The sequence below is a fragment of the Nereida ignava genome, assembly GCF_001049735.1.
Lineage (GTDB): Bacteria > Pseudomonadota > Alphaproteobacteria > Rhodobacterales > Rhodobacteraceae > Nereida > Nereida ignava.
This window is the reverse complement of record NZ_CVPC01000004.1, coordinates 1-20,439: the sequence shown is the minus strand read 5'-3', so window position 1 is coordinate 20,439 and position 20,439 is coordinate 1. Positions and strand designations below refer to the sequence as shown.

The window sequence follows — 20,439 nt, the reverse complement described above, 5'->3', positions numbered from 1 at the left end:
AGTGCACTGGGCAGTGACTCTCGCGGCTGACGCGCCAAGACTATGGTGCCCACTTTAGTGTCAATTAATCGCACACAAAATGCCTCGCATTGGGACATCCAAGTTGTTGAAATTTTGCGGTCTTCACTCCGAAAGCACTGGTTTTTTGGCCAAAAACGAAGCACTGTAAGAATGGCACATTAAGGATCAAAACCCTGAAAAAATCATCTGTTCTGTTGGGAGGAGCGCTCATCCTACTGGCGTCTTGTGAGACCTACGAAAACGGAATGCTAATCTCGTCGACTGGCTTCATCAAGGAACTGCCCGAAGGTGTTCTGTCTATCGTAGCGCCTAACCAAGACCTCACCGCAGTGCGCATTGATCCAACCGATGGGTGCCTTGAATACCGCCACATTGGTCCAGTCGAAACAACCTTCCTCCCACTGAGATCGGTAAAAGAACAACCGATTTGCACCCAGCGTCTAGATTCCGATGGGACTGCACCCAATTGATCAATTCGGATCAGCTTCGAGCCGATACCGTCCCATCAGGCGGATAAAGGTAAGCAGTCGACCCTTTCAAGACATGATCATAAAGGCCATTGATATGGGCCATAACCATACGAACACAGCCCGAGCTGGCTCGGCCTCCAATTGACCGAGGGCTGGGAGTTCCGTGGATGCGGAGGTAGGTATCTCTGTTACCTACATATAGATACAAAGCGCGCGAGCCTAACGGATTTGTCGGCCCACCACTCATACCATCCGCATGACGCTCGTACAGACCTGGATCTCGCTTGATCATAGCTGCAGTTGGCGTCCAAGTCGGCCATTTAGCCTTTCGTTGAATCGTATAGGTCCCAGGCTCATAGAGATTTCCTCGCGCAATCGCGACACCATATCTCATCGCAGTGCCATCCTCACGAATGTGATACAAATACCTCGCTACAGCATCGACGTGGATATCACCGACTTTCAAACCGGGATTAGCCTCAACAATTCTAGGTAAAAAACGTGGATGCAGCCCCCACAGATTTGTTGTCTCCGGGTCATAGTTTTTTGGCGTAATCTGCGCATCCCATCTGGACCACTTAGAACGATCAGATATCGGCGATGCAAAACTGGCGCTCGCGATTGGTGTAGAGAATAGGGCGGCAGTCGAGCAAATGAAGTGGCGTCGGGTTAACATAAATGTGCGTTCCTTAAGTCAGTCATTTTTTTTGGTTGGGTACTAGGTTACGTATGATCAACCGTGAAACCAATAACATAGCCGTGGTTACAAGAAGGTGATTGCGATATTGAGACCTTTACACGTGTCACAGCTCTTCGACATTCGGCCACGGTGCATTCATTGACATCATCACATTCCCCCCCAACTTTGTTATTCATTCAGACTATTCTCGCTTCAATTTCCATTCCCCAATATCACATTCTGGGTTCCAACTGCGCCGGCAGATCTGAGAGCCTCTAATACGTCTTGGGAGGAAAGGATTTCAGAAAGAACAATCCCGTTCGGCGCGTTCGGGCCATAGACCGCATTGAATGGGATGCCATAACGGTCATTTGTTTCTAAAAATCGCGATATACGGTCGTCGGGTCGCGTCCAATCGGCTTGCATCGCAACAACTGCGTCCCCGTTTAGTGTGGATAGTACGGGGTCACGTTCCAGAACTAAAGCCTTGTTGGCTTTACAGGTCAGGCACCAGTCAGCCGTGACATCGACGAAAACCACTTCACCTTGCGACACGAGCCGAGCAATTCCTCCGCGATCGAAAGCAACCCAATTGATCTGCCCCTTCTGCGGTGGCTGGGACCCCAAGCTTTCACGCATTAGGAAATGCGCCGAAATCAATGGCAGAACGACGAGCACCCCAACCGCCAAATAGCGTGGGGCAGGGGAGAAGGGGCGACGTATCAAGATCGCAAGCAAGGCGAGTGAAAGGCCAAGGATCACGATCGTTGGCAATGGACCAGCGACGCCAGACAGGACCCACAAGAGCCACAGCGCTGTCCCAAGTAGAAGCCCGCCGAGTAGCAGCTTTACGGCAACCATCCAGCGCCCGGGCTTGGGAAAAACAGACACAAGGCCGGGAAAGAGAGCCGCAAGGAGATAGGGTAGAGCAAGCCCCGCGCCCAATGCAGTGAAGACAATCGCGATATCTACACCGCGTCCAGCGAGGGCGAAGGCGATTGCGGTTCCAAGGAACGGGGCGGAGCATGGGGTCGCCAATACCGCGCCAAAAAATCCAGTTGCAAAATCCGCCCCATGCCTTGAACCGCTCCCTACGTTTGACAAGCGGGATTGAAGTGGTGAGGGAAGGGAAAACTCAATCAGGCCAAAAAGATTAGTGGAAAAAATCGCAAGGACGATAAACATCAAAGCGAGAAAGGAGGGGTTTTGGAACTGAAGTCCCCAACCAACGGCCACGCCAGACAATTGTAATGCATAAAGCACCGCGGCCAGAAACCACATAAAGCTCATGACACCACCCGCGGCGAACAAAAAGCCGGTGCGAACGGCGCCCGCACCCCTCGTTTGGGCCTTTATTGCGGAAGACAGTTTAATCGATAAAACGGGAAGAACACAGGGCATCACATTCAAAATCAGCCCCCCTAAAAAGGCGACCAGCGCAATCCAAGCAAGTTTGTCCAAACCCGGCACCAGCTGCTCGAGTTTAAAAGGTGGGGCAGGGCGGGCTAAGAGGAGTTCTGGGGTCACGGTCAACGCGCGCTCAACCCCATCCGTAACGGTCAATACTGGGTCGTGATACTGCTCATCGAGAACCGTCAGGATTGGAATTTGCGCCCAAAGCCGACGTCCACCTTCCCCAAGGCGGATATCTGGTTTCCCTAATGCGGTCCCAGCTCCAAGTTCCGCAAAAACATCCGGTTCGCCAAACGGAACTTCACCATTCATCTCAAGGGTAAGTGTTGTCTTCTTCTCGTCGACAAAAGCGACCACATCCGAAACGCCGATCTGATCTCCTTCGGCGGGAACGCGCGACAAATACGTGCTTATGCGAGACGCGGAGACTGTATCGATTGCCGACCCCGAGGGAAGTGACAGGGTTAAATCGAACACCTCTGGCACGCAAACCTCGGAGCATATTAGAAGCTTCACGTTAGCTGTCAGGTCCACTGGTTCACCTGCCCGCTCTAAGGTGATCCGAAGAGGGAACACCACAGTGTCATGGTACCCAAAGTTTTCTATACCAAATGCTGTGAACCGCTCAGGCGCGGGCCAAAGCAATTCAACATCGGCGACATTTTGAGAGCCACTCCACTCGACCTGCGGGGGTATGCCAACCTCGCCAGGCGAGCGCCAATAGGTTTTCCACCCTTCCTCAAGCGTCAGGTCAAGACCTGCTGAAAGCGTTTCAGCTCCTAGGGGGACACCATCTTGCGCCGAGATCAGTCTGACCGTAATGGCTGAAGTCGAATAGTCATTGGACGTCGCCGCAACGACGTGGCCGCTTATAAATATACCTATCCCTAAAACAAAAATGCGGGCAATGAGGCAAGCGCGCAACCTTATGCTTGGTAGCATTTTCGGACCCAATTTCTCACAATATCTATGCTCAATTAGTGACCCCCATCGAGAGTCCAGAGACGTTGCCGACAGCTAAACCTTGTCGACCGTCGCGACACGCAATTATGCGCACAGGGTTGTTTTCGTCGTTTAAGAACCAACAGCCTTCCGGGGCACTTTGAACCGTGTCACTTTCCGAAAGAGGTGCGCGTTCTGGGTTGGTACATTGCTTGACGGAGGCCGCGCAGCCACTCAAAGCCAGCCTCGCTAGCAAAATGCGCGCCACACCAAACACTGGCACGTGGTCAGCCCCGTCTGACCTGCGGCACCGTCGACACCACATCTTCGGCTACGACCTTTATGTCCTCGGCGTCATGCTCGGAAGCGTTCGAGTGACAGCTCTTTCCCATCATTTTGTGCATGACCAAATGTGCACCCACGCAAAGCACCAGCGGTGCAAACGCCATGACGCTTGACCCGCTTATTCCAAGCGTCCCACCGGCAAGAAAAAATCCTACAACGGGCACTGCCATGATGACGCAACAGGCCATCATCGCGAAGTGCATAGTTTTTGGTCCCGATCGTGATTTCTCGCGGGAGTTGTTCTCAGATTCTGTACGCATTGAGTACCTCTTCTACAATTCTGCCTCCATATGCAGGCCTGACCCACAGAAAGGTCAAGGATACATTTCGATACAAATCTCTAGGCTCGTAGCTGTTGATGACCAGGGCGGGTCAGGCTTAGGAATATTGCAAAAAGCGCCAATGATGTAACCGGAGAGGCGACGTGGATAGAAAATGCAAAATAAACAGACGTGTGCTCCTTGGCAGTTTTGCGTCTGCTTTAGTAGCGCCTTCAGTATTGCGGGCTCAAGAAGTGCCTTCAAACATCGCAGACCCCACCGTGCGGCGAAATATATCGTCCTTCTACTTGCACGAATGGAAGGATCACTTTGACAGGTTAGGTCGAGGGATTCTTCTTTCAGACATGAATACGAAGGTCTTGCAACATTGGACCGCGGATGGCGAAATGCGCGTTTATCCGACCTCAGTTCCTTTAACGGACGAGCTGACGAAACGAGGCTACACCGAGGTCGTCGAGAAGCGCAAAAACCCAAGTTGGGCCCCGACGCCGGCTATGAGAGAACGAAATCCAGAATGGCCATTGATCGTCAAAGGTGGAGACCCAACCAATCCATTGGGAACTCGAGCGCTGTACCTTTCTTGGCAGTACTACCGAATTCACGGCACGCATGACACGCGAAAAATCGGCCGAAGATCTTCGAACGGATGTATAGGCCTCTACAATCATCAAATCGAAGAAGTCTACGGCCGAACTCCTGTAGGGACACAGGTTAAGTTGATTTGAGCGCTACTCGGGAAGAAACTAAAGGATATGAAAATGAGTAAATGGGGACTTTTCGTAGGTGGCGTCCTACTTGCAGGTATTGCAGTCATAGGTTGGCAAGCGCTTCAACCAGCGCCCACGCCACAAGGTCATTCCATGGTACCGCCCGACACGAGCGACATCGCTATTGGCGACCCGATTGAAGTTGTCCAGCTACCCGCCACTTTATCGTCGGATGCTACAATTGGAAAACGTGCTTTTGATATTAATTGCGCGCCCTGCCACGGCGCAAATGCCGCGGGCCAAAATGGCGTTGCTCCACCCCTCGTGCACAAAATCTACGAGCCGGGGCACCATTCGGATGAATCATTCCAATCGGCTGCAAAGAATGGAGTTCGTGCGCACCACTGGCAATTCGGCAATATGCCCCCAGTGCCAGGCCTGACGCGTGCGGATGTTAAATTTATCGCCCAATATGTGAGAGAGCTTCAGAGAGAAAACGGAATCAATTGATGCTTTCAGATCTCGGTAAAACCCTGTTTCGATTGATCGGCGTCGCCATTCTAGGTGCACTGATCTCCATCGCGGGTTTGCCCGATTCTGTTAGCGAACACGCAGAAGATTCCAGTGGTTTTTACGAAAGCGACCATGACGACACCGTCCGTGGCCACAATAATGAACTCACCGCACTAAAGGGCCATTGTCATCCAGGGCTAGATTGTTTGACCGCCGCTAACTATTTGCTCCGCCCTATCTTGCTGCCGGAACGGGCACGGTCTGGCAAATTACATCTCTGGTCCACCTTCCAAGGAGGGGCCAGGTGGAGCCCACAATTTGACAAACCACCGCCCCGCCGAGAATCCTGATTACAAAACGCAAACATGAATGAACGATCAAGGATAACGACAATGAAAAAGACAACAATTCTCGCAACACTTCTCGCAACGTCAACCGCTCTCGCCGCTTTTGCGCATGGGGGTGCGACAGGTATTGTTAAAGAACGAATGGATGCCATGGCGGATATGGGAAAGGCTGTTAAAGCAGTCACACCAATGATGCGTGGGGACGTCGCATATGATGCAGAAGTCATGCGTCAGGCTGCAGAAACCTTCTCCCGGCACGCTGGGGATTCAATGACGAAGCTCTTCCCCGAGGGCACAGGTGGAACGCCTTCTGAGGCCAAGGACACAGTCTGGAGCAATTGGGACGAGTTTTCGGCTCTTGCTGAACGGCTCGGGATTGCCGCCGAGGGATTGGCCGCGGCCGCCGATAACCCAATGATGGGGAGCAACGCGGGCGAAACAAACGCAGATACAATGATGGGCGGCGGATCGGGTATGATGAGCGGCGGTGCCAACATGATGGGGGGCTCCAGCGCAATGGGTGACGCCATGACCGTCGCACAGATTTCTGAAATGCCTGTAGATGGTGCTTTCTCAATGGTTACCCAAGCCTGTTCAGCCTGCCATACACAATTCCGCGCTGAAAACTAAACCAATGCGCGGTATCTTGAAAATAGCCTTCGGGGTGGCGGCTATTGGCACCGTCACAATCGTAGCGCTCATGGCATGGCCTATCGGCCAATTCCAAGAGCCCATAAATTTGGAAGGCGACGCGGGCCGCGGTGCCTACCTTGCCCGCGCCAGTGGCTGCATCGCCTGCCATACAAATGTAGAGGAAAGCGGTGCGCCTTTGGCCGGAGGGGTAAAACTCGAAACGCCATTTGGCACGCTTTTCTCCCCTAACTTGACCACCGACCTTGAACACGGGATTGGTAATTGGACGATTGACGAGTTTGCCCGCGCCGTAAGACAGGGGGTCTCGCCTGAAGACAAACCCTATTATCCTGCGTTCACCTATCCATTCTACGCCAACTTCACAGACCAGAACATAGCCGACCTGTGGGCCGCATTCCAAACTGTACCCGCTGTTGCTGAGCCCTCCAAAGAGCAGGAGATGGCTTTCCCGTTCAACCAACGCTGGGGTTTGAAACTATGGCGCGCCGCGTTTTTGAACGCCCCAAACACTGAGCCGATTGAAGGGAACGACGACGTTTGGAATCGGGGTCGCGAGCTCGTGGAAGGAGCGACGCATTGTGCGGCCTGTCACACCGCTCGAAATTTTGCTGGCGCGCGAAAATCAGACAGTCAGCATTTTAAAGGAAGTAGTTCCCTGCCCGACGGAGGAAAGGCTCCAGCCATCGATTATGAGGCCCTCCAGAGGAATGACTGGAGTGTAAAGAGCCTCGCCTATGCGCTTCGCACAGGTATCAAACCTGACGGCGACGCCTTTGGCGGCTCCATGGGTGAGGTTGTGATGTATGGAACCAGTTTTTTGACGGATGCCGACCGCAACGCGATGGCGACCTATTTGATGGACGATCACTCAGGTGGTTGAGGTTGAAAACAAAGAATGGGGCCTTAGCCCCTTCAACAAAAGGACATAGAATGTCACAGACCCGACGAGACATTTTGAGGATGGGGGCATCCCTCGGATTTGGCGCGCTAGTGCCGAGAACACTTCTTGCGGCAACGTCTTCCCCCATCTCCATAGTCGCTAGCGTTGCAAACGTTCAACTCGCGCCTTCTGACTATCCGAAGACAGAGGTCTGGGGATTCAACGGACAAATGCCCGGCACCGAAATTCGTGTCAAACAAGGCGACCGGATAGTGCGACGTTTTGTGAACGAACTCCCGCAAGCGAGCTCCGTACATTGGCATGGTCTTCGAATTGACAACGCGATGGATGGTGTCTCTGGACTTACTCAGGATGCTGTCCCACCAGGGGAGGCATTTGACTACGAGTTTGCCGCAACCGACGCTGGAACCTATTGGTATCACGCGCATAATAGATCGATGGAACAAGTCGCACGCGGGCTCTATGGCGCATTGATCGTCGAAGAAACCGAACCGGTCGACGTCGACCGAGAAGAAGTTCTTATTCTAGACGACTGGTTGCTTAACCCTGAGACAGCGCAATTGGACCCTGAGTTCGATGCCCCCCATGACCGCAGCCACGCCGGACGTCGTGGGAACTACATCGCAACGAATGGAACTGCTGAAACGGAACTTCCTGTCAAAGCAAATGAAAGGCTGCGTTTGCGCCTCATTAACGCTGCTAATGCGCGCATTTTCCTGCTCGGCTTGTCGGGGTTTGACGGATGGGTAATGGCTTATGATGGTATGCCGTTGGAGGTTCCCGAAAAGGTTGAAGGGGACTTTTTGTTGGCGCCGGGCCAGCGAGTCGACCTATTCGTTGATGTAACCGCCGAGGTCGGTGAGGTCGCCCATTTGGTGCGATTTGACGATGAAACCGGAGCTTCCCAAGCGGCCTTTCCGGTTGAGGCTGCCGAGAGCTCGACACCACGGCGAACAAGCCCGGTCTCATTGCCCGCAAATCCCAACATGTCCGTGCCTGGGACCCAGTCGGCCAAGCGTTTTGAACTGAAGATGGAAGGCGGCGCAATGGGCAGCCTTCGAAGCGCAACGTTGGAGGGTGAAAAAACGAGCTTCCGAAAAATGGTTGCCGCCAATCAATTCTGGTCGTTCAACGGTGTAGTCGGAATGACTGATGCCCCGCTTGCAGAGCTCTCATCAGGTGAAACCGCCCGTGTCAAAATTCACAATGACACAGTTTTCCCCCACGCTATGCATCTGCACGGAATGCACTTTCGCGAGATCCTTGAAAATGACGAGATGGGACCACTCAGAGATACAATTTTGGTTTTCGGTGATGAAACTCGAGAGATTGCTTTTGTCGCAAACAATCCCGGAAAATGGCTGTTCCATTGCCATATGTTGGCCCATGCCGCCTCTGGCATGGCAACATGGATCAACGTGACATGAAGAAAACGACAACGGAGAAAAACATGAGATTGACGAACGGCATTTTCGCCATGGCCTTCCTAGCATTGCCATTTGGGGCCTTGGCTGACGGGCTCGATGAAGATCGTATTAAGGATTTGGTTCTCGAAACAATCCGTGAAAACCCGGGCATCGTAATGGAAGCCGTCGCGATTTTGGAACAGCAACAGGCTGCAGCTGAGAATATTGCTCGCACCAACGTACTGACCAACCAGCGCAATTTACTTGAACAAGATCCGAATGCTCCGGTTTTGGGGCATCTTGAAGGTGACGTGACGGTGGTCGAATTCTTCGACTACAATTGTTCCTTTTGTCGTCGCGCCATGGCCGAGGTCCAAGGATTGCTCGAGGACGACAAGAATGTCCGCCTTGTTTACCGGGAATGGCCAATCCTAGGGGAGGGTTCTGTATTCGCGGCAAAGGCTGCTTTAGCCGCGCGTAAGCAGGGGAAATACGAGGAATTTCACTGGGCGTTGATGGGCATGTCAGGCCGTGCCGAAGAGGCAAGTGTCATTCGCATCGCGGGTGAAGTCGGATTGGATGTTGCCCAGCTGCGCAAAGATATGGAAGCACCTGACGTGGAAGAACACATTGAGACATCCATGGGCCTGGCGCAGTCACTGGGCTTCAACGGAACACCATCATTTGTCATCGGAGAAGAACTGGTGCCAGGGTTCGTGAAAAAATCTCAATTGGTGGAAATTGTCGACACGGCAAGAAAAGCCACAGAATGACTCTAACCCGCAGCAGAATTATCGCCGTATTTCTGTTCGCGGCTTCAATGAGCCCGGCTCATTCTGAGCCGGTGCTCTTTGATGGCTCCTGGAAGGAGCAAAGTTTTCTTCGCCTGCGGTCAAACGACTACAAACTTCAGGGCTCAAAGTTAGACGTAGCTTCAAATGGAACGGTCTCATTATTGTGGCGTGTTTTGGAAGCCAAACAGCGAACTTCGCGATCGGCAAAGTGGACTTGGGAAGTGCGCGAAGGTGTCATCGGCACTGACTTGAGACGCAAGGGAGGGGACGATCGAAATCTGGCAATTTACTTCGTTTTCACGGACCCTGAAACCGTCAGCTCACTGGACCAGACGACACCAAGGCGGCTGCTACGCAATCACAATACCCATGCTTTGGTCTATGTATGGGGCGGCGCGCATGCATCAGGTAGCATCCTAAAAAGCCCGTATCATTCCCGAATGTCAACGCTCGTTCTTCGCCCTAGCGATATCGGATACCACTCAGAAAATGTCGACTTAGAAGCTGATTATTCTGCCGCTTTTGACTCTCATATAGGTACTCTTGTCGGCGTCGGAGTATCGGCCGATAGCGACGACACAGGCGGGCGCATCCTTGCATCAATTGAAAATTTGGAACTCATTGCAGACTAATGCTGATTTCTCGTCGCAAAATGCTTTTGGGCACAATTGCCGGTTTTTCATTGCCGCGATCATCAACTGCTTCCAACCCCAAGCATACATTGCGCCCAGCTCCAATGAGTGTTCGGTGGGGCAGAAAAAGCAACAGAATGTCTGGCTTTCTCGGCTTCAATGGGTCCGTTCCCGGACCCGAACTGCGATATCGACAAGGCGATCAACTGGATGTTCGTCTAGAAAACGGGATGGAGGACGGGGCGCTGGTGCATTGGCACGGGGTTCGAGTTCCCAACCAAATGGACGGGGTTTCAATTCTATCGCAAGAGGTTGTTCCACCAGGGGGGCACTATGACTACAAATTCGCTTTGCCTGACGCCGGTACGTTTTGGTATCATTCGCACTACATGTCCTATGAGCAAGTTGGCCGTGGATTGTTTGGCCCTCTAGTTGTTGAAGAACACGACCCCCCTGTTGTTGATCACGATATTATAGCAATGTTGGCTGACTTCAGAACATCCGCCGATGGGATGCTCGACACCGATTTCAGCGCCTTGGATGACTTTGGTCGCGAAGGGCGCCTTGGAAACATGACACGGGTTTTTCTCAGTAGGAACTCAGTTCAAAAAGGGGATCGCGTTCGATTGCGGTTGGTCAATGCCGCCATCGACAGAGTGTTTCGTCTCGATCTTGGAGGCATTGCTGGGGCAATTGTCGCGATTGATGGCATGCCCTTGGAAACACCAACACAATTGCAACCGCTCATCTTAGCACCTGCGCAGCGGATCGACATTATTGGGATCGCTGAAACTGAAATTTCATTCAATCTGAGAAATCGAAATTCCCAAGCATCAGTCGCATCCATTTCACTGGAAGGTCAAAACCCTTCACCTGATCGAAGTCCAATTCCCGCGTTGCCGAAACATAATCTCCGCAAACCCGGTCGAATTAGTCAGTCTCTCGAACTCTTGATGCGGGGAGGGGAGGGCGATCGAAATCACTCTGGCCATAGCAGCTGGGCATTCAACGGGGTATCAGGGCTTCCCAACAGACCTTTTGGTAAGTTTCGGCGGGGTGAAACTGCCCGGCTCATTTTGTTGAACCCAACCGGTTTTTCCCATGGAATTCATATGCATGGTCACCATTTCCGCGAAATCACTGACAACGGGACACTAGGCCCTTTGCGAGACACACTCTTGGTGGCGTCGGGAGAGACGCGCGAAATTGTATGCGTTTTCGACAATCCAGGTCGTTGGTTGCTCCATTGTCATATGCTTAGTCACAGCGCAGATGGCATGGCAACCTGGGTAGAAGTTTCATGAGAACTGGCCTTCCCCTTCAATCATTCTATCGTGGAGCACGACATTGACTCGGTCACATATTCTGACTTTTGGTTTCATACTCATTGTGGGCGTTTCTGTACTTGCTTTCACCCTTGGCGCTACCTTTGAGAAGCCAAACATTGCCAAACAGCCCGAAAAGTCGAGCGTCGAAGCGGGTGAGATGCTGTACGCGGAAAACTGTGCATCGTGCCATGGTGTGCAGCTGGAAGGGGAGCCGAATTGGCGCAGCCCGAAAGATGACGGCTCGCTTCCTGCCCCACCGCACGATCGAACGGGCCATACATGGCACCATGGAGATGCTCTATTGTTCAACTACACGAAGTTTGGGGGGCAGGCGGCTCTAGAGGCAAGTGGCGTGACAAATTTCAACAGCGGCATGCCGAGCTTTGCGGACCTTCTCAGCGACCAAGAGATCTGGGATATTTTGGCCTTTATCAAATCCACTTGGCCGGAGCGAATGCGCGAAACCCAAAGAGGGCGGACATTAGGGGAGCAGATGGAAGACGGCACATGAACGGCCACCTCTTGACCTTCGTTAGAATGAGATCGAACCAATTCGATACAGGTGAGACAAAAAATGCCAGACATGTCTGGTCAGAAAGGAAAATACCATGACTACGTTAGATTTTAACCGCCGCGCAGTGTTGGGTGGCTTATGCGCCACTGGCTTCACAATGGCTGTCCCAGCCCTCGCCGCCACGGGCCCGTTGATGCAAGTGGTTAAAGATCCGAATTGTGGGTGCTGCGGTGCCTGGATCAACGTCATGGCGAGCGCTGGATTCGACGTTAAGGTTCGCGACGTTCCCTACGATGATTTGGTTCAGTTGAAAGCGGACAGCGGGATCAGTGACGAAATGGCATCGTGCCACACGGCTCATGTTGACGGGTATATTATTGAAGGCCATGTACCCGCACCGGATATCGAACGGCTGCTGGCCGAGCGTCCCGACGCTATTGGCTTGGCAGTGCCTGGTATGCCATGGGGGTCGCCTGGTATGGGTCCCGAAAACAAGCGTGATGCTTATACAGTGTATTTGATCCGAAAAGACGGATCAGTTGAGACTTTCACCGAATACGAAGCGGCATAGACAGCCGCAGTCTCTATCAGGGCTTGAGGGTGCCAAACAGGCGCCCTCAAGCCCTCAATTCTTGTCCCGACGCTAAAGAAGTAAGCCACGGATCAAGCGGCGGTCGTTCCTGGATAGCCTTCTTTCTCCAGTAGACGCGCCAATTCATCATCGCTGAGCCGGCTTGTGATTTCCACTGTGCGACCCTCCAAATCGAAATTCAGAACAGCGTCGCCGTCTTCCGAACCAACGGCCTTTTCAATAGAAGCCCTACAATGGCCACAGGTCATATCGGGTACATTGAACTTACTCATAGTTGTCTCCTTTTTAGATTCAAAGAAAGAGGAGCGGGTTCCCATAGGGTAGGGTCAAGCACAAATTATTCGGCTTACGGCGCTTGACCCTACCCTCACTGGAACCCCCCTTAGTCGGTTTTGAAACGACGAATCGCGGAGTGTGTCATGTCAGGAATTCAAGTACTTACATTTTCGGTTGAAGGGATGACCTGTGCGTCCTGTGTCGGACGTGTCGAAAAGACATTGTCGAGCATCGCCGGTGTGAGCGAAGCTGCGATCAATCTGGCAAATGAAACTGCACAGGTGCAATACTCCGAACCGGCCAGTCTGACTGACATGATCGAAGCTCTTGGGGAGGCAGGCTATCCCGCCTCAACAAACGAGATTACGTTAGATGTCGAAGGCATGACTTGTGCCAGCTGCGTTGGTCGGGTTGAGCGCAAACTCAAAGCCAGCGAGGGGGTCATCGACGCGCAAGTCAATCTGGCGACAGAGGCGGCGACGGTCCGCTATGTTAACGGCGCAATCACTCCGGCGGAATTGGCAAGGATATCAACCGAGCTCGGATATCCGGCCAAGGTCAAAGATGGCGAAGACCTCAGCAAACAGGACCGCAAAGCCGCTGATATCAAAAAACTGGGACGACTTACGCTTTTTGCAGCCCTATTGGCCTTCCCTGTGTTTGTGATCGAGATGGGCGGCCATTTAGTACCATCAATGCATATGTGGATTGAGCAAAATATTGGGTTGCAAAATAGCCGGCTTCTACAATTCTTTTTGACCACAATCGTATTGTTCGGCCCTGGATTGCGCTTCTACACAAAGGGCTTTCCCCAGCTATTGAAAGGTACGCCGGATATGAACTCGCTTGTAGCGCTGGGCACTTCGGCGGCCTACGGGTTCTCATTAGTATCGACATTCACCCCAGCCCTTCTGCCTGAGGGCACGGTCAACGTTTACTATGAGGCCGCGGCCGTAATTGTTGTGTTGATACTTTTGGGTCGCTACCTCGAAGCTCGCGCCAAAGGGCGCACAGGCGAGGCGATCCGAAAGTTGGTCGGGCTTCAGGCGAAAATCGCGCGTGTTGAACGGGGGGGCGAGGTCGTCGAGCTAGCAATCGAAGAGATTATGGTCGGTGATCTGATCCATGTTCGCCCCGGTGAGAAAATCGCCGTGGATGGCACAGTAACCAACGGCAAATCTTATGTTGATGAAAGTATGATCACCGGGGAACCCGTGCCCGTCGAGAAAGGTGTAGGCGCCGAGGTCGTTGGGGCGACCGTGAACGGCACAGGCGCCTTGGTCTTTCGGGCGACCAAGATTGGCGCAGATACAATGCTGGCGCAAATCATCCAGATGGTCGAACAGGCGCAAGGGGCCAAATTGCCCATCCAAGGTCTTGTCGACCGCATTACATCGTGGTTCGTTCCTGCGGTTATGGTGGTTGCCGCCATAACTGTGGGAACATGGCTATTATTTGGTCCAGATCCCGCATTGAGCTTTGCCTTGATCGCAGGCGTTGCTGTGTTGATCATTGCATGTCCTTGCGCAATGGGTCTGGCAACGCCGACTTCAATCATGGTCGGCACAGGTAGGGCCGCAGAGATGGGGGTTCTTTTTCGAAAGGGTGATGCTCTGCAAATGCTGCAGGAAGCAAAAGTGGTGGCGCTTGACAAGACCGGTACGTTGACCCAGGGCCGTCCCGAGCTCACGGACCTGGTCGCTGCAGGCGGCTTCGACGAAGATGAGGTACTTCGCCTTGTTGCTGCACTTGAGGCGCAATCCGAACACCCGATCGCCGAAGCCATTACGCGCGCGGCCGTTCAGAAAGGGCTGAAGAGCGCCGAAGTTACTGCCTTTTCCTCCCTCACTGGCTACGGCGTTGAGGCAACTGTTGACGGTCAACAGGTTATTGTCGGCGCAGATCGGCTCATGAAGCGCGAGGGAATCGACATGGGCACACTTGCCCAAACCGGTAACGCATTGGGGCTCAAAGGCCGCACGCCGCTCTATGCCGCCATTGACGGGAAAATAGCAGCGGCAATCGCGGTATCAGACCCGATCAAACCCGCGACCCCTCGAGCCATCTCAGCTCTACATGGACTTGGTCTGAACGTGGCAATGATCACCGGGGACAATCAGGGCACCGCCCACGCAATTGCAACTGAACTGGGGATTGATATTGTTGTCGCTGAGGTACTACCTGAGGGGAAAGTTGCCGCGTTGGAGGAGTTGCGCAAGCGTGGCAAGCTGGCTTTCGTTGGCGACGGAATCAACGATGCGCCAGCGTTGGCTACCGCAGATGTAGGCATCGCGATCGGCACTGGCACAGATGTGGCAATCGAAGCGGCCGATGTCGTATTGATGTCTGGCGAGCTAACTGGAGTGGTCAATGCCTTTGACATCTCGACGCGTACAATGCGTAACATCCGACAGAACCTGTTCTGGGCCTTTAGCTACAATACGCTGCTTATCCCTGTGGCAGCAGGTATCTTGTATCCGGCCTTTGGCGTGCTCCTATCACCGGTGTTGGCGGCCGGAGCGATGGCGCTATCCAGCGTATTTGTGCTAACGAATGCACTTCGCTTACGATGGGTAAAGCCCGTATTGAACGACTAGATCCCTGGCAGTCAATGGACGCCGCGTCACCCCATCGAGTTCCTAGAATTGTCTTAGTTAGGAGGCCAAATGAACCTTAACATTGGCGAAGTATCCAAACGCACCGGTTTGCGGGCAAAAACCATCCGTTACTATGAGGACATTGGGCTTGTTAAACCGCTACGCGACACAAACGACTACCGTGTCTTCCGTGAGTCCGACTTCCACAAGTTGGTTTTTCTTGGCCGCGCCCGCGCCTTGGGGTTTTCTATCGACGAATGCCGCAATTTACTGGCGCTCTATGAGGACGAAACTCGCGCAAGCGCTGAGGTGAAAGACATAACACGCAAACATTTGGAAGAAATCGAGGCCAAAATTACCGATCTCCAAGCCATGTATGAAACACTCACACATCTTTCCAATGCATGTGCAGGCGATCACCGCCCAGATTGCCCCATTCTGAAAGGTCTCAGCGAGGATCCTTGTCACTGATCTCCAAAGTATTCTCACAGAAAGTGAAACACTCGGTCTGGCTAAGATGTACCCTTGCTTCGCTGCTTCCGGAAAATACTGCTGGTGGGCCATGTCGGAAGCCTACAAAATTAACATAATCTAACTTATAGGCATATCCTTCTGGGGCGCCTTTTCGATGCCGTTGTCAATGACAGCGGAGCGCCCATGATAAAATCCAAGGCTTCAGCACTCACATGCTGAATGCGCACTATATTGCGTGGCTAAATCGCGTTCCACATGGCCGATATCTGGTCATGAATTTGCAAGAGCGCGTCGGACAAAACATTCAAGATGCTCGGCGGGCCAAAGGGCTCAGCCAGGAAGCTCTGTTGTTCGCAGCGGGCCTTAGTCGCAGCTATATGGGCAAGCTCGAAAACGGCCGAAATGCCATGTCTATTTCCGCGTTGGAAAGCATCGCCCTGGCCCTGGGCATTGATCCGAGCGAGTTGGTTAAACCCCGGGCCCGTACCTAGTAAATCTCACCTAACACGTAACAAGTAAGTCATTTCATGAGTAACAAGCGCCTAACAGCCTTTCCTATCAGGGAAGGTGTCACGGAAATTTCAGGTTCTTCTAGAGTGGTCTGGCGTGATTATCGCTGGAACAACTGCCAAGTAACGCGGGCGTGGTTTATCCGCCCTGATTGCGTTGAAAAATCAGAGATAGAAGTTCAAATCATAAAGCATCCCCTAAATTCACCTGAACGCAGTTAGTAAGAAAACCACTCAGTGTGATCCATGTTGCCCTCGAAATCACCGTATTCAATCATCACCGCACGGTGGGATGAATGGTTCCGGCCGCTGCGTTGCGGAAACAGAATTGTCTGATTGTTTTCACTGTCAAAACTGATCGGCCAAGACGCGCGTGACCCGCTGACACGAACGGTGTAGTGGCATCGTTTGTTTTCGTGGTCACATGAGCGGACGTACCAATGATCCTCCCCCACTGAAGTGGTCCTCCGCTATGTTTAGGAAAACGGAGGAAACACATGGCCAACAAACGACTTAAGCCCGAAGAGATTGTCACGAAGTTACGGCAGGTTGAGGTACTGACGGGGCAAGGCATGCCTCGTCTTGATGCGATCCGGCAGATTGGTGTGACTGAACAAACCTATTATCGCTGGAAGAAAAAGTACGGTGGAATGGGCACGGACCAATTGAAGGAGCTGAAGCGTCTACAGAAAGAGAACGAGCGGTTGCGCAAGGCCGTTTCTGATCTGACGCTGGACAAGCTGATCCTGGCGGAGGCGGCAAAGGGAAACTTCTGAGCCCCGCTCGTCGTCGCGCCTGTATTGATCGCGTACGCGCTGAGCTGAAAGTCTCTGAACGCCGTGCGTGCCGTGTTCTGAGACAGCATCGTTCCACGCAACGCAAAACTCCTGTGGGACGTGCCGATGAAGAGCGTCTTGTTGCGGATATGATCGAGCTTGCCCGGCAGTATGGCCGATATGGTTATCGTCGGATTGCGGCGCTGTTGAGAGATGCCGGCTGGCATGTGAACGACAAACGCGTGGAACGGCTATGGCGACGAGAGGGGCTAAAAGTGCCAATGAAACAACCAAAGAAGGGGCGACTTTGGCTGAATGACGGATCGTGCGTTCGACTTCGACCGAAGCATCGCGATCACGTCTGGTCCTACGACTTTGTGCATTGTCGGACTGACGACGGAAAGGCGTTCCGCACGCTCAACATCATCGACGAGTATAGCCGAGAATGCTTGGCGATCCGCGTTGACAGGAAGCTTAACTCAGGCAATGTCATCGATGTCTTGAGTGACCTGTTCATCCTGCGCGGTGTGCCATCGTTTATACGTTCCGATAACGGCCCAGAGTTCGTCGCGCAGGCTGTACAGGATTGGATCAAGGCCGTCGGCGCAAAGACGGCTTACATCGAACCAGGCAGCCCATGGGAGAACGGATATTGCGAAAGTTCAACGCCCGTTTCCGCGATGAGTTCTTGAATGGAGAAGTCTTTTATAACCTGCGCGAAGCCCAAGTCTTGATTGAGGAATGGAGGAAACACTACAACACCAAACGACCACACAGCGCTCTGGGCTACCGCCCGCCAGCGCCAGAAGCCATCGTGCAGGTGGACCAAAGGCCGATCATGCACTAACAATCAAATTGGACCACTCAGGTGGGGCTGATCAGTGTTGGTTTTGATTACTTGCAGTGGAAATTTTCCTCACAATTGATTCAGCACATTCCGATTGTGTTTCTGTTGGAAAGTCAGTTCCCAGTAAGCGCAGCCTGTGCATTGCTGCAAACTTTAACAGGCTTGAGTTTAAACTGATATAATTGGAATCTGATTTCTCGGCATGCTCGAGCAGCTCCATTATTTCGGTGAAGTCACTCTCAGTTTTTGCTTCTCGAAAGAGCAAATGCGACAGGCGGTAGGCGGGAATATACTGCCAGACTTGATCTTGTAGCGATACCGCTAGCCTATGCGCTTCTCTGAGCTTCCGTTGTAAGTACTCATCATCCCCTGATCCAATTGAAACTTTAGAATTAGTCGCATCATAGAAAAGTTCTTTTACCCTTGAAACACTCACGCCGGCTCCTTTTTGTTTAAGCGAGACTAACAGCGCCGTAGAACCTCGAGCTATGCGGCGCGCATATCTAATTCAAAATAGCATCTATCCGAGCTTGATAAAACTCGCGCCACTCACTGACTTCAATATCTGAGCCGAGCTTCTCAAGCGCAATCCACACTTCTTCTGCAGTCATCCATGGCGCTTGATCACCGGGGGTTAACCATCGCTGACTAAGGAAATTATCAAAGTCTATGCGTTGTTGGTCGGTCAAAAGTTCTGGTGCGTAAAATGCCACTAAGCGTTTGCCCAACTGTTGTAAGCGTCGATCACTAAGTTTGTTGATAATAGTAGCCCTCTCTGGCCACGTCGCAGTCTGAAAGTGCTCAAGTAAGTTTTTGTCTTGTTGACTAGTGAAGTTGGAATAGATTTGGTCTTCAACTTCGAGTTCAGCCGGTTCTTCTTGACTAAAACGCGCGGTAAATGCTTCAGCAACAAAACCTTGTACCTCAGTAGCAGCTTTAACTTGATCACAAGTGTGCAGCATTTCCTCTGTAGGATTTTCTATAACTCGAAAAGTCTCAGATTTGTTTATGGCTAGATTGCGAATTTTCTTTGGTGACGCTTCAATTGCCTGCGTAATCGCAATTGGAGATGCGATGGAAAATTCGTTTGCTCCCATTAGTTCAAAATCTACGAAGCCGATTGAGTTCGGGTTGCCTTTACTCGCGCCACAAAAGCATCCTTGATAAGTTTTTGGTGGGTGGGCACCAAACCTGAGAGTGACTTCCATTGGGACAAACCCTCGAAGCGAGCTCGCAATAAATGTTTTATCAGCAGCTTGGAGTAGCTTTCCAAATAGTTCAGGTGCACCTTCTTTGATTTTGTTGAAAATATAAATCGTGGCCTCGACGTCTGCCAATGCATCATGGGCGTTCTCATGCGCAAATCCATTATGAGGAGCTAATTGGTCGAGTTTAAAGCTCAGCTTACCTTTATTATTCGTTGGCCAAGCTAACGTACTATTTGCCTCAGCATAGGTGGCAAAAACCATTTTCATAACGTCAAGGCGAGTGTTTCCATTAATTTGCGTGGCAAATATGTTTGGCTGAAGATTTTGATAAAACATCTGTCGCATCATCGGTTCGTCAAATGCGATTGTATTAAATCCTAGCCAACAAGCTGGGGCCCAAGCCTCTGTAAAAGCCTGTAATGTTTGTGCAAACTCAAATGGCGTTTGTAGGTTTTTATTGGTTGTTTGCTCCGGCTTGATGTTGGTGACATGCAGAGCAAATGGAGATGGTAGTATATGAGGAGCAACCTGGCACCGTATATCGATCCGCTCAAGTTCGTTAAGACTCTCGTCTGTCACGATAGCAGCAAATTGAAGCGGTTGATCAAATGCTGGGCTTATCCCAGTGGTTTCAAAGTCATAGAAGACGTACTTCATCATGTTGCCTCAATACTATGCGGTAGATGCGGATAGCGAGTTACTTTACCTAAATATTGGTGCAATTTTTGAGAAGTTGAAAGTTAGGACTGCCCGCTACTCGCTTGACTGTCTGTAGCAGTGGCGAGCAGCCCTATGACGCGCACTAGGTTTAAAGAGCAAAGTCCTCGACTGACTTTCCTTGATCAAGCTGTGCCACTAGCCACTTTGGCTTGCGGCCGCGGCCATGTCTTGGCCCCCTAAAACTGTGCCACTATTTGTTGACTAAGGGAGTGACAGAGAATGGCACGGAAACGGTATTCACATGAGGATGCACTGAAGTTATTGCGCGAGATTGATGTTCATTTGCATGATGGGTTGGATGTTGTGGGCGCGTGTCGCAAGGCGGGTATTTCGGACAAGACCTATTACTATTGGCGCAAGAAGTTCGGTGGTCTAGGGCGACCGCAGCTCTCAGAAATGAAAGCACTGAAGAAGGAAAACGAGCGGCTGAAGAAAATCGTTGCGGACCTCCAACTGGACAAGCTGATCTTGAAAGAGAGCCTCGATTATTTAA

The 20,439-nt window shown here is 52.0% G+C and carries 21 protein-coding genes and 2 pseudogenes; 16 read left to right on the top strand and 7 right to left on the bottom strand.

Annotated features, from left to right (window positions below; genetic code table 11):
- Positions 1-266: 266 nt before the first annotated feature.
- Complete coding sequence (locus NIG5292_RS14570; protein ID WP_143082028.1) at positions 267-491, top strand: hypothetical protein; 225 nt, start codon at positions 267-269, stop codon at positions 489-491.
- 10 nt (positions 492-501) lie between these two features.
- Here NIG5292_RS14570 and NIG5292_RS14565 read toward each other — a convergent pair whose 3' ends face one another.
- From NIG5292_RS14565 to NIG5292_RS03955, 3 genes are all read right to left on the bottom strand, one after another.
- Positions 502-1,167, bottom strand: a complete 666-nt coding sequence (locus NIG5292_RS14565) for a L,D-transpeptidase (RefSeq protein WP_074842163.1) — start codon at positions 1,165-1,167, stop codon at positions 502-504.
- Between the two features lie 216 nt (positions 1,168-1,383).
- Complete coding sequence (locus tag NIG5292_RS03960) at positions 1,384-3,525, bottom strand: protein-disulfide reductase DsbD family protein (protein ID WP_048598216.1); 2,142 nt, start codon at positions 3,523-3,525, stop codon at positions 1,384-1,386.
- A 287-nt stretch (positions 3,526-3,812) separates the two neighbouring features.
- Positions 3,813-4,130 carry a DUF2933 domain-containing protein gene (locus NIG5292_RS03955; protein ID WP_048598215.1) on the bottom strand — a complete coding sequence of 106 codons (318 nt, stop codon included), beginning with the start codon at positions 4,128-4,130 and terminating at the stop codon, positions 3,813-3,815.
- A gap of 182 nt (positions 4,131-4,312) precedes the next feature.
- On the opposite strand from NIG5292_RS03955, the gene NIG5292_RS14560 reads away from it, so the two are divergent.
- The 10 genes from NIG5292_RS14560 (at position 4,313) to NIG5292_RS03905 (ending at position 12,518) form a co-directional block, all read left to right on the top strand.
- On the top strand, positions 4,313-4,876 hold the full coding sequence (locus NIG5292_RS14560) for a L,D-transpeptidase (RefSeq protein WP_425319900.1): 564 nt from the start codon (positions 4,313-4,315) through the stop codon (positions 4,874-4,876).
- A gap of 33 nt (positions 4,877-4,909) precedes the next feature.
- Positions 4,910-5,368, top strand: a complete 459-nt coding sequence (locus NIG5292_RS03950; protein WP_082136622.1) for a c-type cytochrome — start codon at positions 4,910-4,912, stop codon at positions 5,366-5,368.
- Between the two features lie 395 nt (positions 5,369-5,763).
- The gene (locus NIG5292_RS03940) at positions 5,764-6,348 is read left to right on the top strand and encodes a c-type cytochrome (RefSeq protein ID WP_048598213.1); all 585 of its coding nucleotides are present in this window, start codon (positions 5,764-5,766) and stop codon (positions 6,346-6,348) included.
- A gap of 4 nt (positions 6,349-6,352) precedes the next feature.
- The gene (locus NIG5292_RS03935; RefSeq protein WP_048598212.1) at positions 6,353-7,252 is read left to right on the top strand and encodes a c-type cytochrome; all 900 of its coding nucleotides are present in this window, start codon (positions 6,353-6,355) and stop codon (positions 7,250-7,252) included.
- A 50-nt stretch (positions 7,253-7,302) separates the two neighbouring features.
- The gene (locus tag NIG5292_RS03930; protein WP_048598211.1) at positions 7,303-8,700 is read left to right on the top strand and encodes a multicopper oxidase family protein; all 1,398 of its coding nucleotides are present in this window, start codon (positions 7,303-7,305) and stop codon (positions 8,698-8,700) included.
- A gap of 23 nt (positions 8,701-8,723) precedes the next feature.
- Entirely contained in the window at positions 8,724-9,452 is a 729-nt protein-coding gene (locus tag NIG5292_RS03925; RefSeq protein WP_048598325.1) for a DsbA family protein, read from the top strand.
- The gene (locus NIG5292_RS03920) at positions 9,449-10,105 is read left to right on the top strand and encodes a DUF3047 domain-containing protein (protein WP_048598210.1); all 657 of its coding nucleotides are present in this window, start codon (positions 9,449-9,451) and stop codon (positions 10,103-10,105) included. Before NIG5292_RS03925 ends, NIG5292_RS03920 begins: the two co-directional genes overlap by 4 nt.
- 137 nt (positions 10,106-10,242) lie before the next feature.
- A complete protein-coding gene (locus tag NIG5292_RS03915; RefSeq protein ID WP_158441646.1) occupies positions 10,243-11,409 on the top strand; it encodes a multicopper oxidase family protein in 1,167 nt (388 codons plus the stop codon).
- Between the two features lie 43 nt (positions 11,410-11,452).
- A complete protein-coding gene (locus tag NIG5292_RS03910) occupies positions 11,453-11,944 on the top strand; it encodes a c-type cytochrome (RefSeq protein ID WP_425319899.1) in 492 nt (163 codons plus the stop codon).
- A 97-nt stretch (positions 11,945-12,041) separates the two neighbouring features.
- On the top strand, positions 12,042-12,518 hold the full coding sequence (locus NIG5292_RS03905; RefSeq protein ID WP_048598209.1) for a DUF411 domain-containing protein: 477 nt from the start codon (positions 12,042-12,044) through the stop codon (positions 12,516-12,518).
- Between the two features lie 92 nt (positions 12,519-12,610).
- Here the strand turns inward: NIG5292_RS03905 and NIG5292_RS03900 are convergent, their stop codons facing one another.
- A complete protein-coding gene (locus NIG5292_RS03900; RefSeq protein WP_048598208.1) occupies positions 12,611-12,811 on the bottom strand; it encodes a heavy-metal-associated domain-containing protein in 201 nt (66 codons plus the stop codon).
- A 147-nt stretch (positions 12,812-12,958) separates the two neighbouring features.
- Here NIG5292_RS03900 and NIG5292_RS03895 point away from each other — a divergent pair, with 147 nt between their 5' ends.
- The 4 genes and pseudogenes from NIG5292_RS03895 to NIG5292_RS14555 all read left to right on the top strand — a co-directional run bounded on the left by NIG5292_RS03895 (position 12,959) and on the right by NIG5292_RS14555 (position 18,018).
- Positions 12,959-15,412, top strand: a complete 2,454-nt coding sequence (locus NIG5292_RS03895; protein ID WP_074842166.1) for a heavy metal translocating P-type ATPase — start codon at positions 12,959-12,961, stop codon at positions 15,410-15,412.
- Between the two features lie 69 nt (positions 15,413-15,481).
- Entirely contained in the window at positions 15,482-15,883 is a 402-nt protein-coding gene (cueR, locus tag NIG5292_RS03890) for a Cu(I)-responsive transcriptional regulator (RefSeq protein WP_048598206.1), read from the top strand.
- Positions 15,884-16,098: 215 nt separating this feature from the next.
- Complete coding sequence (locus NIG5292_RS03885; protein WP_233488163.1) at positions 16,099-16,377, top strand: helix-turn-helix domain-containing protein; 279 nt, start codon at positions 16,099-16,101, stop codon at positions 16,375-16,377.
- 515 nt (positions 16,378-16,892) lie between these two features.
- A pseudogene (locus tag NIG5292_RS14555) lies at positions 16,893-18,018 on the top strand (IS3 family transposase).
- Positions 18,019-18,049: 31 nt separating this feature from the next.
- Here NIG5292_RS14555 and NIG5292_RS03865 read toward each other — a convergent pair.
- The 3 genes and pseudogenes from NIG5292_RS03865 to NIG5292_RS15295 form a co-directional block, all read right to left on the bottom strand.
- Positions 18,050-18,454 carry a hypothetical protein gene (locus NIG5292_RS03865; RefSeq protein WP_048598204.1) on the bottom strand — a complete coding sequence of 135 codons (405 nt, stop codon included), beginning with the start codon at positions 18,452-18,454 and terminating at the stop codon, positions 18,050-18,052.
- 67 nt (positions 18,455-18,521) lie between these two features.
- On the bottom strand, positions 18,522-19,886 hold the full coding sequence (locus NIG5292_RS03860) for an exonuclease domain-containing protein (protein WP_082136621.1): 1,365 nt from the start codon (positions 19,884-19,886) through the stop codon (positions 18,522-18,524).
- Positions 19,887-20,034: 148 nt separating this feature from the next.
- Positions 20,035-20,103, bottom strand: a pseudogene (locus NIG5292_RS15295) (H-NS family nucleoid-associated regulatory protein); the annotation flags it as partial.
- Between the two features lie 62 nt (positions 20,104-20,165).
- Here NIG5292_RS15295 and NIG5292_RS03855 point away from each other — a divergent pair.
- The coding region (locus NIG5292_RS03855) for a transposase (protein WP_048598202.1) at positions 20,166-20,439 on the top strand (274 nt) is incomplete at its 3' end.

Excerpts from the sequence above, each read along its gene's own strand:
- NIG5292_RS14570 (WP_143082028.1), top strand. The coding sequence starts at position 267 with ATGCTAATCTCGTCGACTGGCTTCATCAAGGAACTGCCCGAAGGTGTT.
- NIG5292_RS14565 (WP_074842163.1), bottom strand. The coding sequence starts at position 1,167 with ATGTTAACCCGACGCCACTTCATTTGCTCGACTGCCGCCCTATTCTCT.
- NIG5292_RS03960 (WP_048598216.1), bottom strand. The coding sequence starts at position 3,525 with ATGCTACCAAGCATAAGGTTGCGCGCTTGCCTCATTGCCCGCATTTTT.
- NIG5292_RS03955 (WP_048598215.1), bottom strand. The coding sequence starts at position 4,130 with ATGCGTACAGAATCTGAGAACAACTCCCGCGAGAAATCACGATCGGGA.
- NIG5292_RS03950 (WP_082136622.1), top strand. The coding sequence starts at position 4,910 with ATGAGTAAATGGGGACTTTTCGTAGGTGGCGTCCTACTTGCAGGTATT.
- NIG5292_RS03940 (WP_048598213.1), top strand. The coding sequence starts at position 5,764 with ATGAAAAAGACAACAATTCTCGCAACACTTCTCGCAACGTCAACCGCT.
- NIG5292_RS03935 (WP_048598212.1), top strand. The coding sequence starts at position 6,353 with ATGCGCGGTATCTTGAAAATAGCCTTCGGGGTGGCGGCTATTGGCACC.
- NIG5292_RS03930 (WP_048598211.1), top strand. The coding sequence starts at position 7,303 with ATGTCACAGACCCGACGAGACATTTTGAGGATGGGGGCATCCCTCGGA.
- NIG5292_RS03925 (WP_048598325.1), top strand. The coding sequence starts at position 8,724 with ATGAGATTGACGAACGGCATTTTCGCCATGGCCTTCCTAGCATTGCCA.
- NIG5292_RS03920 (WP_048598210.1), top strand. The coding sequence starts at position 9,449 with ATGACTCTAACCCGCAGCAGAATTATCGCCGTATTTCTGTTCGCGGCT.
- NIG5292_RS03915 (WP_158441646.1), top strand. The coding sequence starts at position 10,243 with ATGTCTGGCTTTCTCGGCTTCAATGGGTCCGTTCCCGGACCCGAACTG.
- NIG5292_RS03905 (WP_048598209.1), top strand. The coding sequence starts at position 12,042 with ATGACTACGTTAGATTTTAACCGCCGCGCAGTGTTGGGTGGCTTATGC.
- NIG5292_RS03900 (WP_048598208.1), bottom strand. The coding sequence starts at position 12,811 with ATGAGTAAGTTCAATGTACCCGATATGACCTGTGGCCATTGTAGGGCT.
- NIG5292_RS03895 (WP_074842166.1), top strand. The coding sequence starts at position 12,959 with ATGTCAGGAATTCAAGTACTTACATTTTCGGTTGAAGGGATGACCTGT.
- cueR (WP_048598206.1), top strand. The coding sequence starts at position 15,482 with ATGAACCTTAACATTGGCGAAGTATCCAAACGCACCGGTTTGCGGGCA.
- NIG5292_RS03885 (WP_233488163.1), top strand. The coding sequence starts at position 16,099 with ATGCTGAATGCGCACTATATTGCGTGGCTAAATCGCGTTCCACATGGC.
- NIG5292_RS03860 (WP_082136621.1), bottom strand. The coding sequence starts at position 19,886 with ATGATGAAGTACGTCTTCTATGACTTTGAAACCACTGGGATAAGCCCA.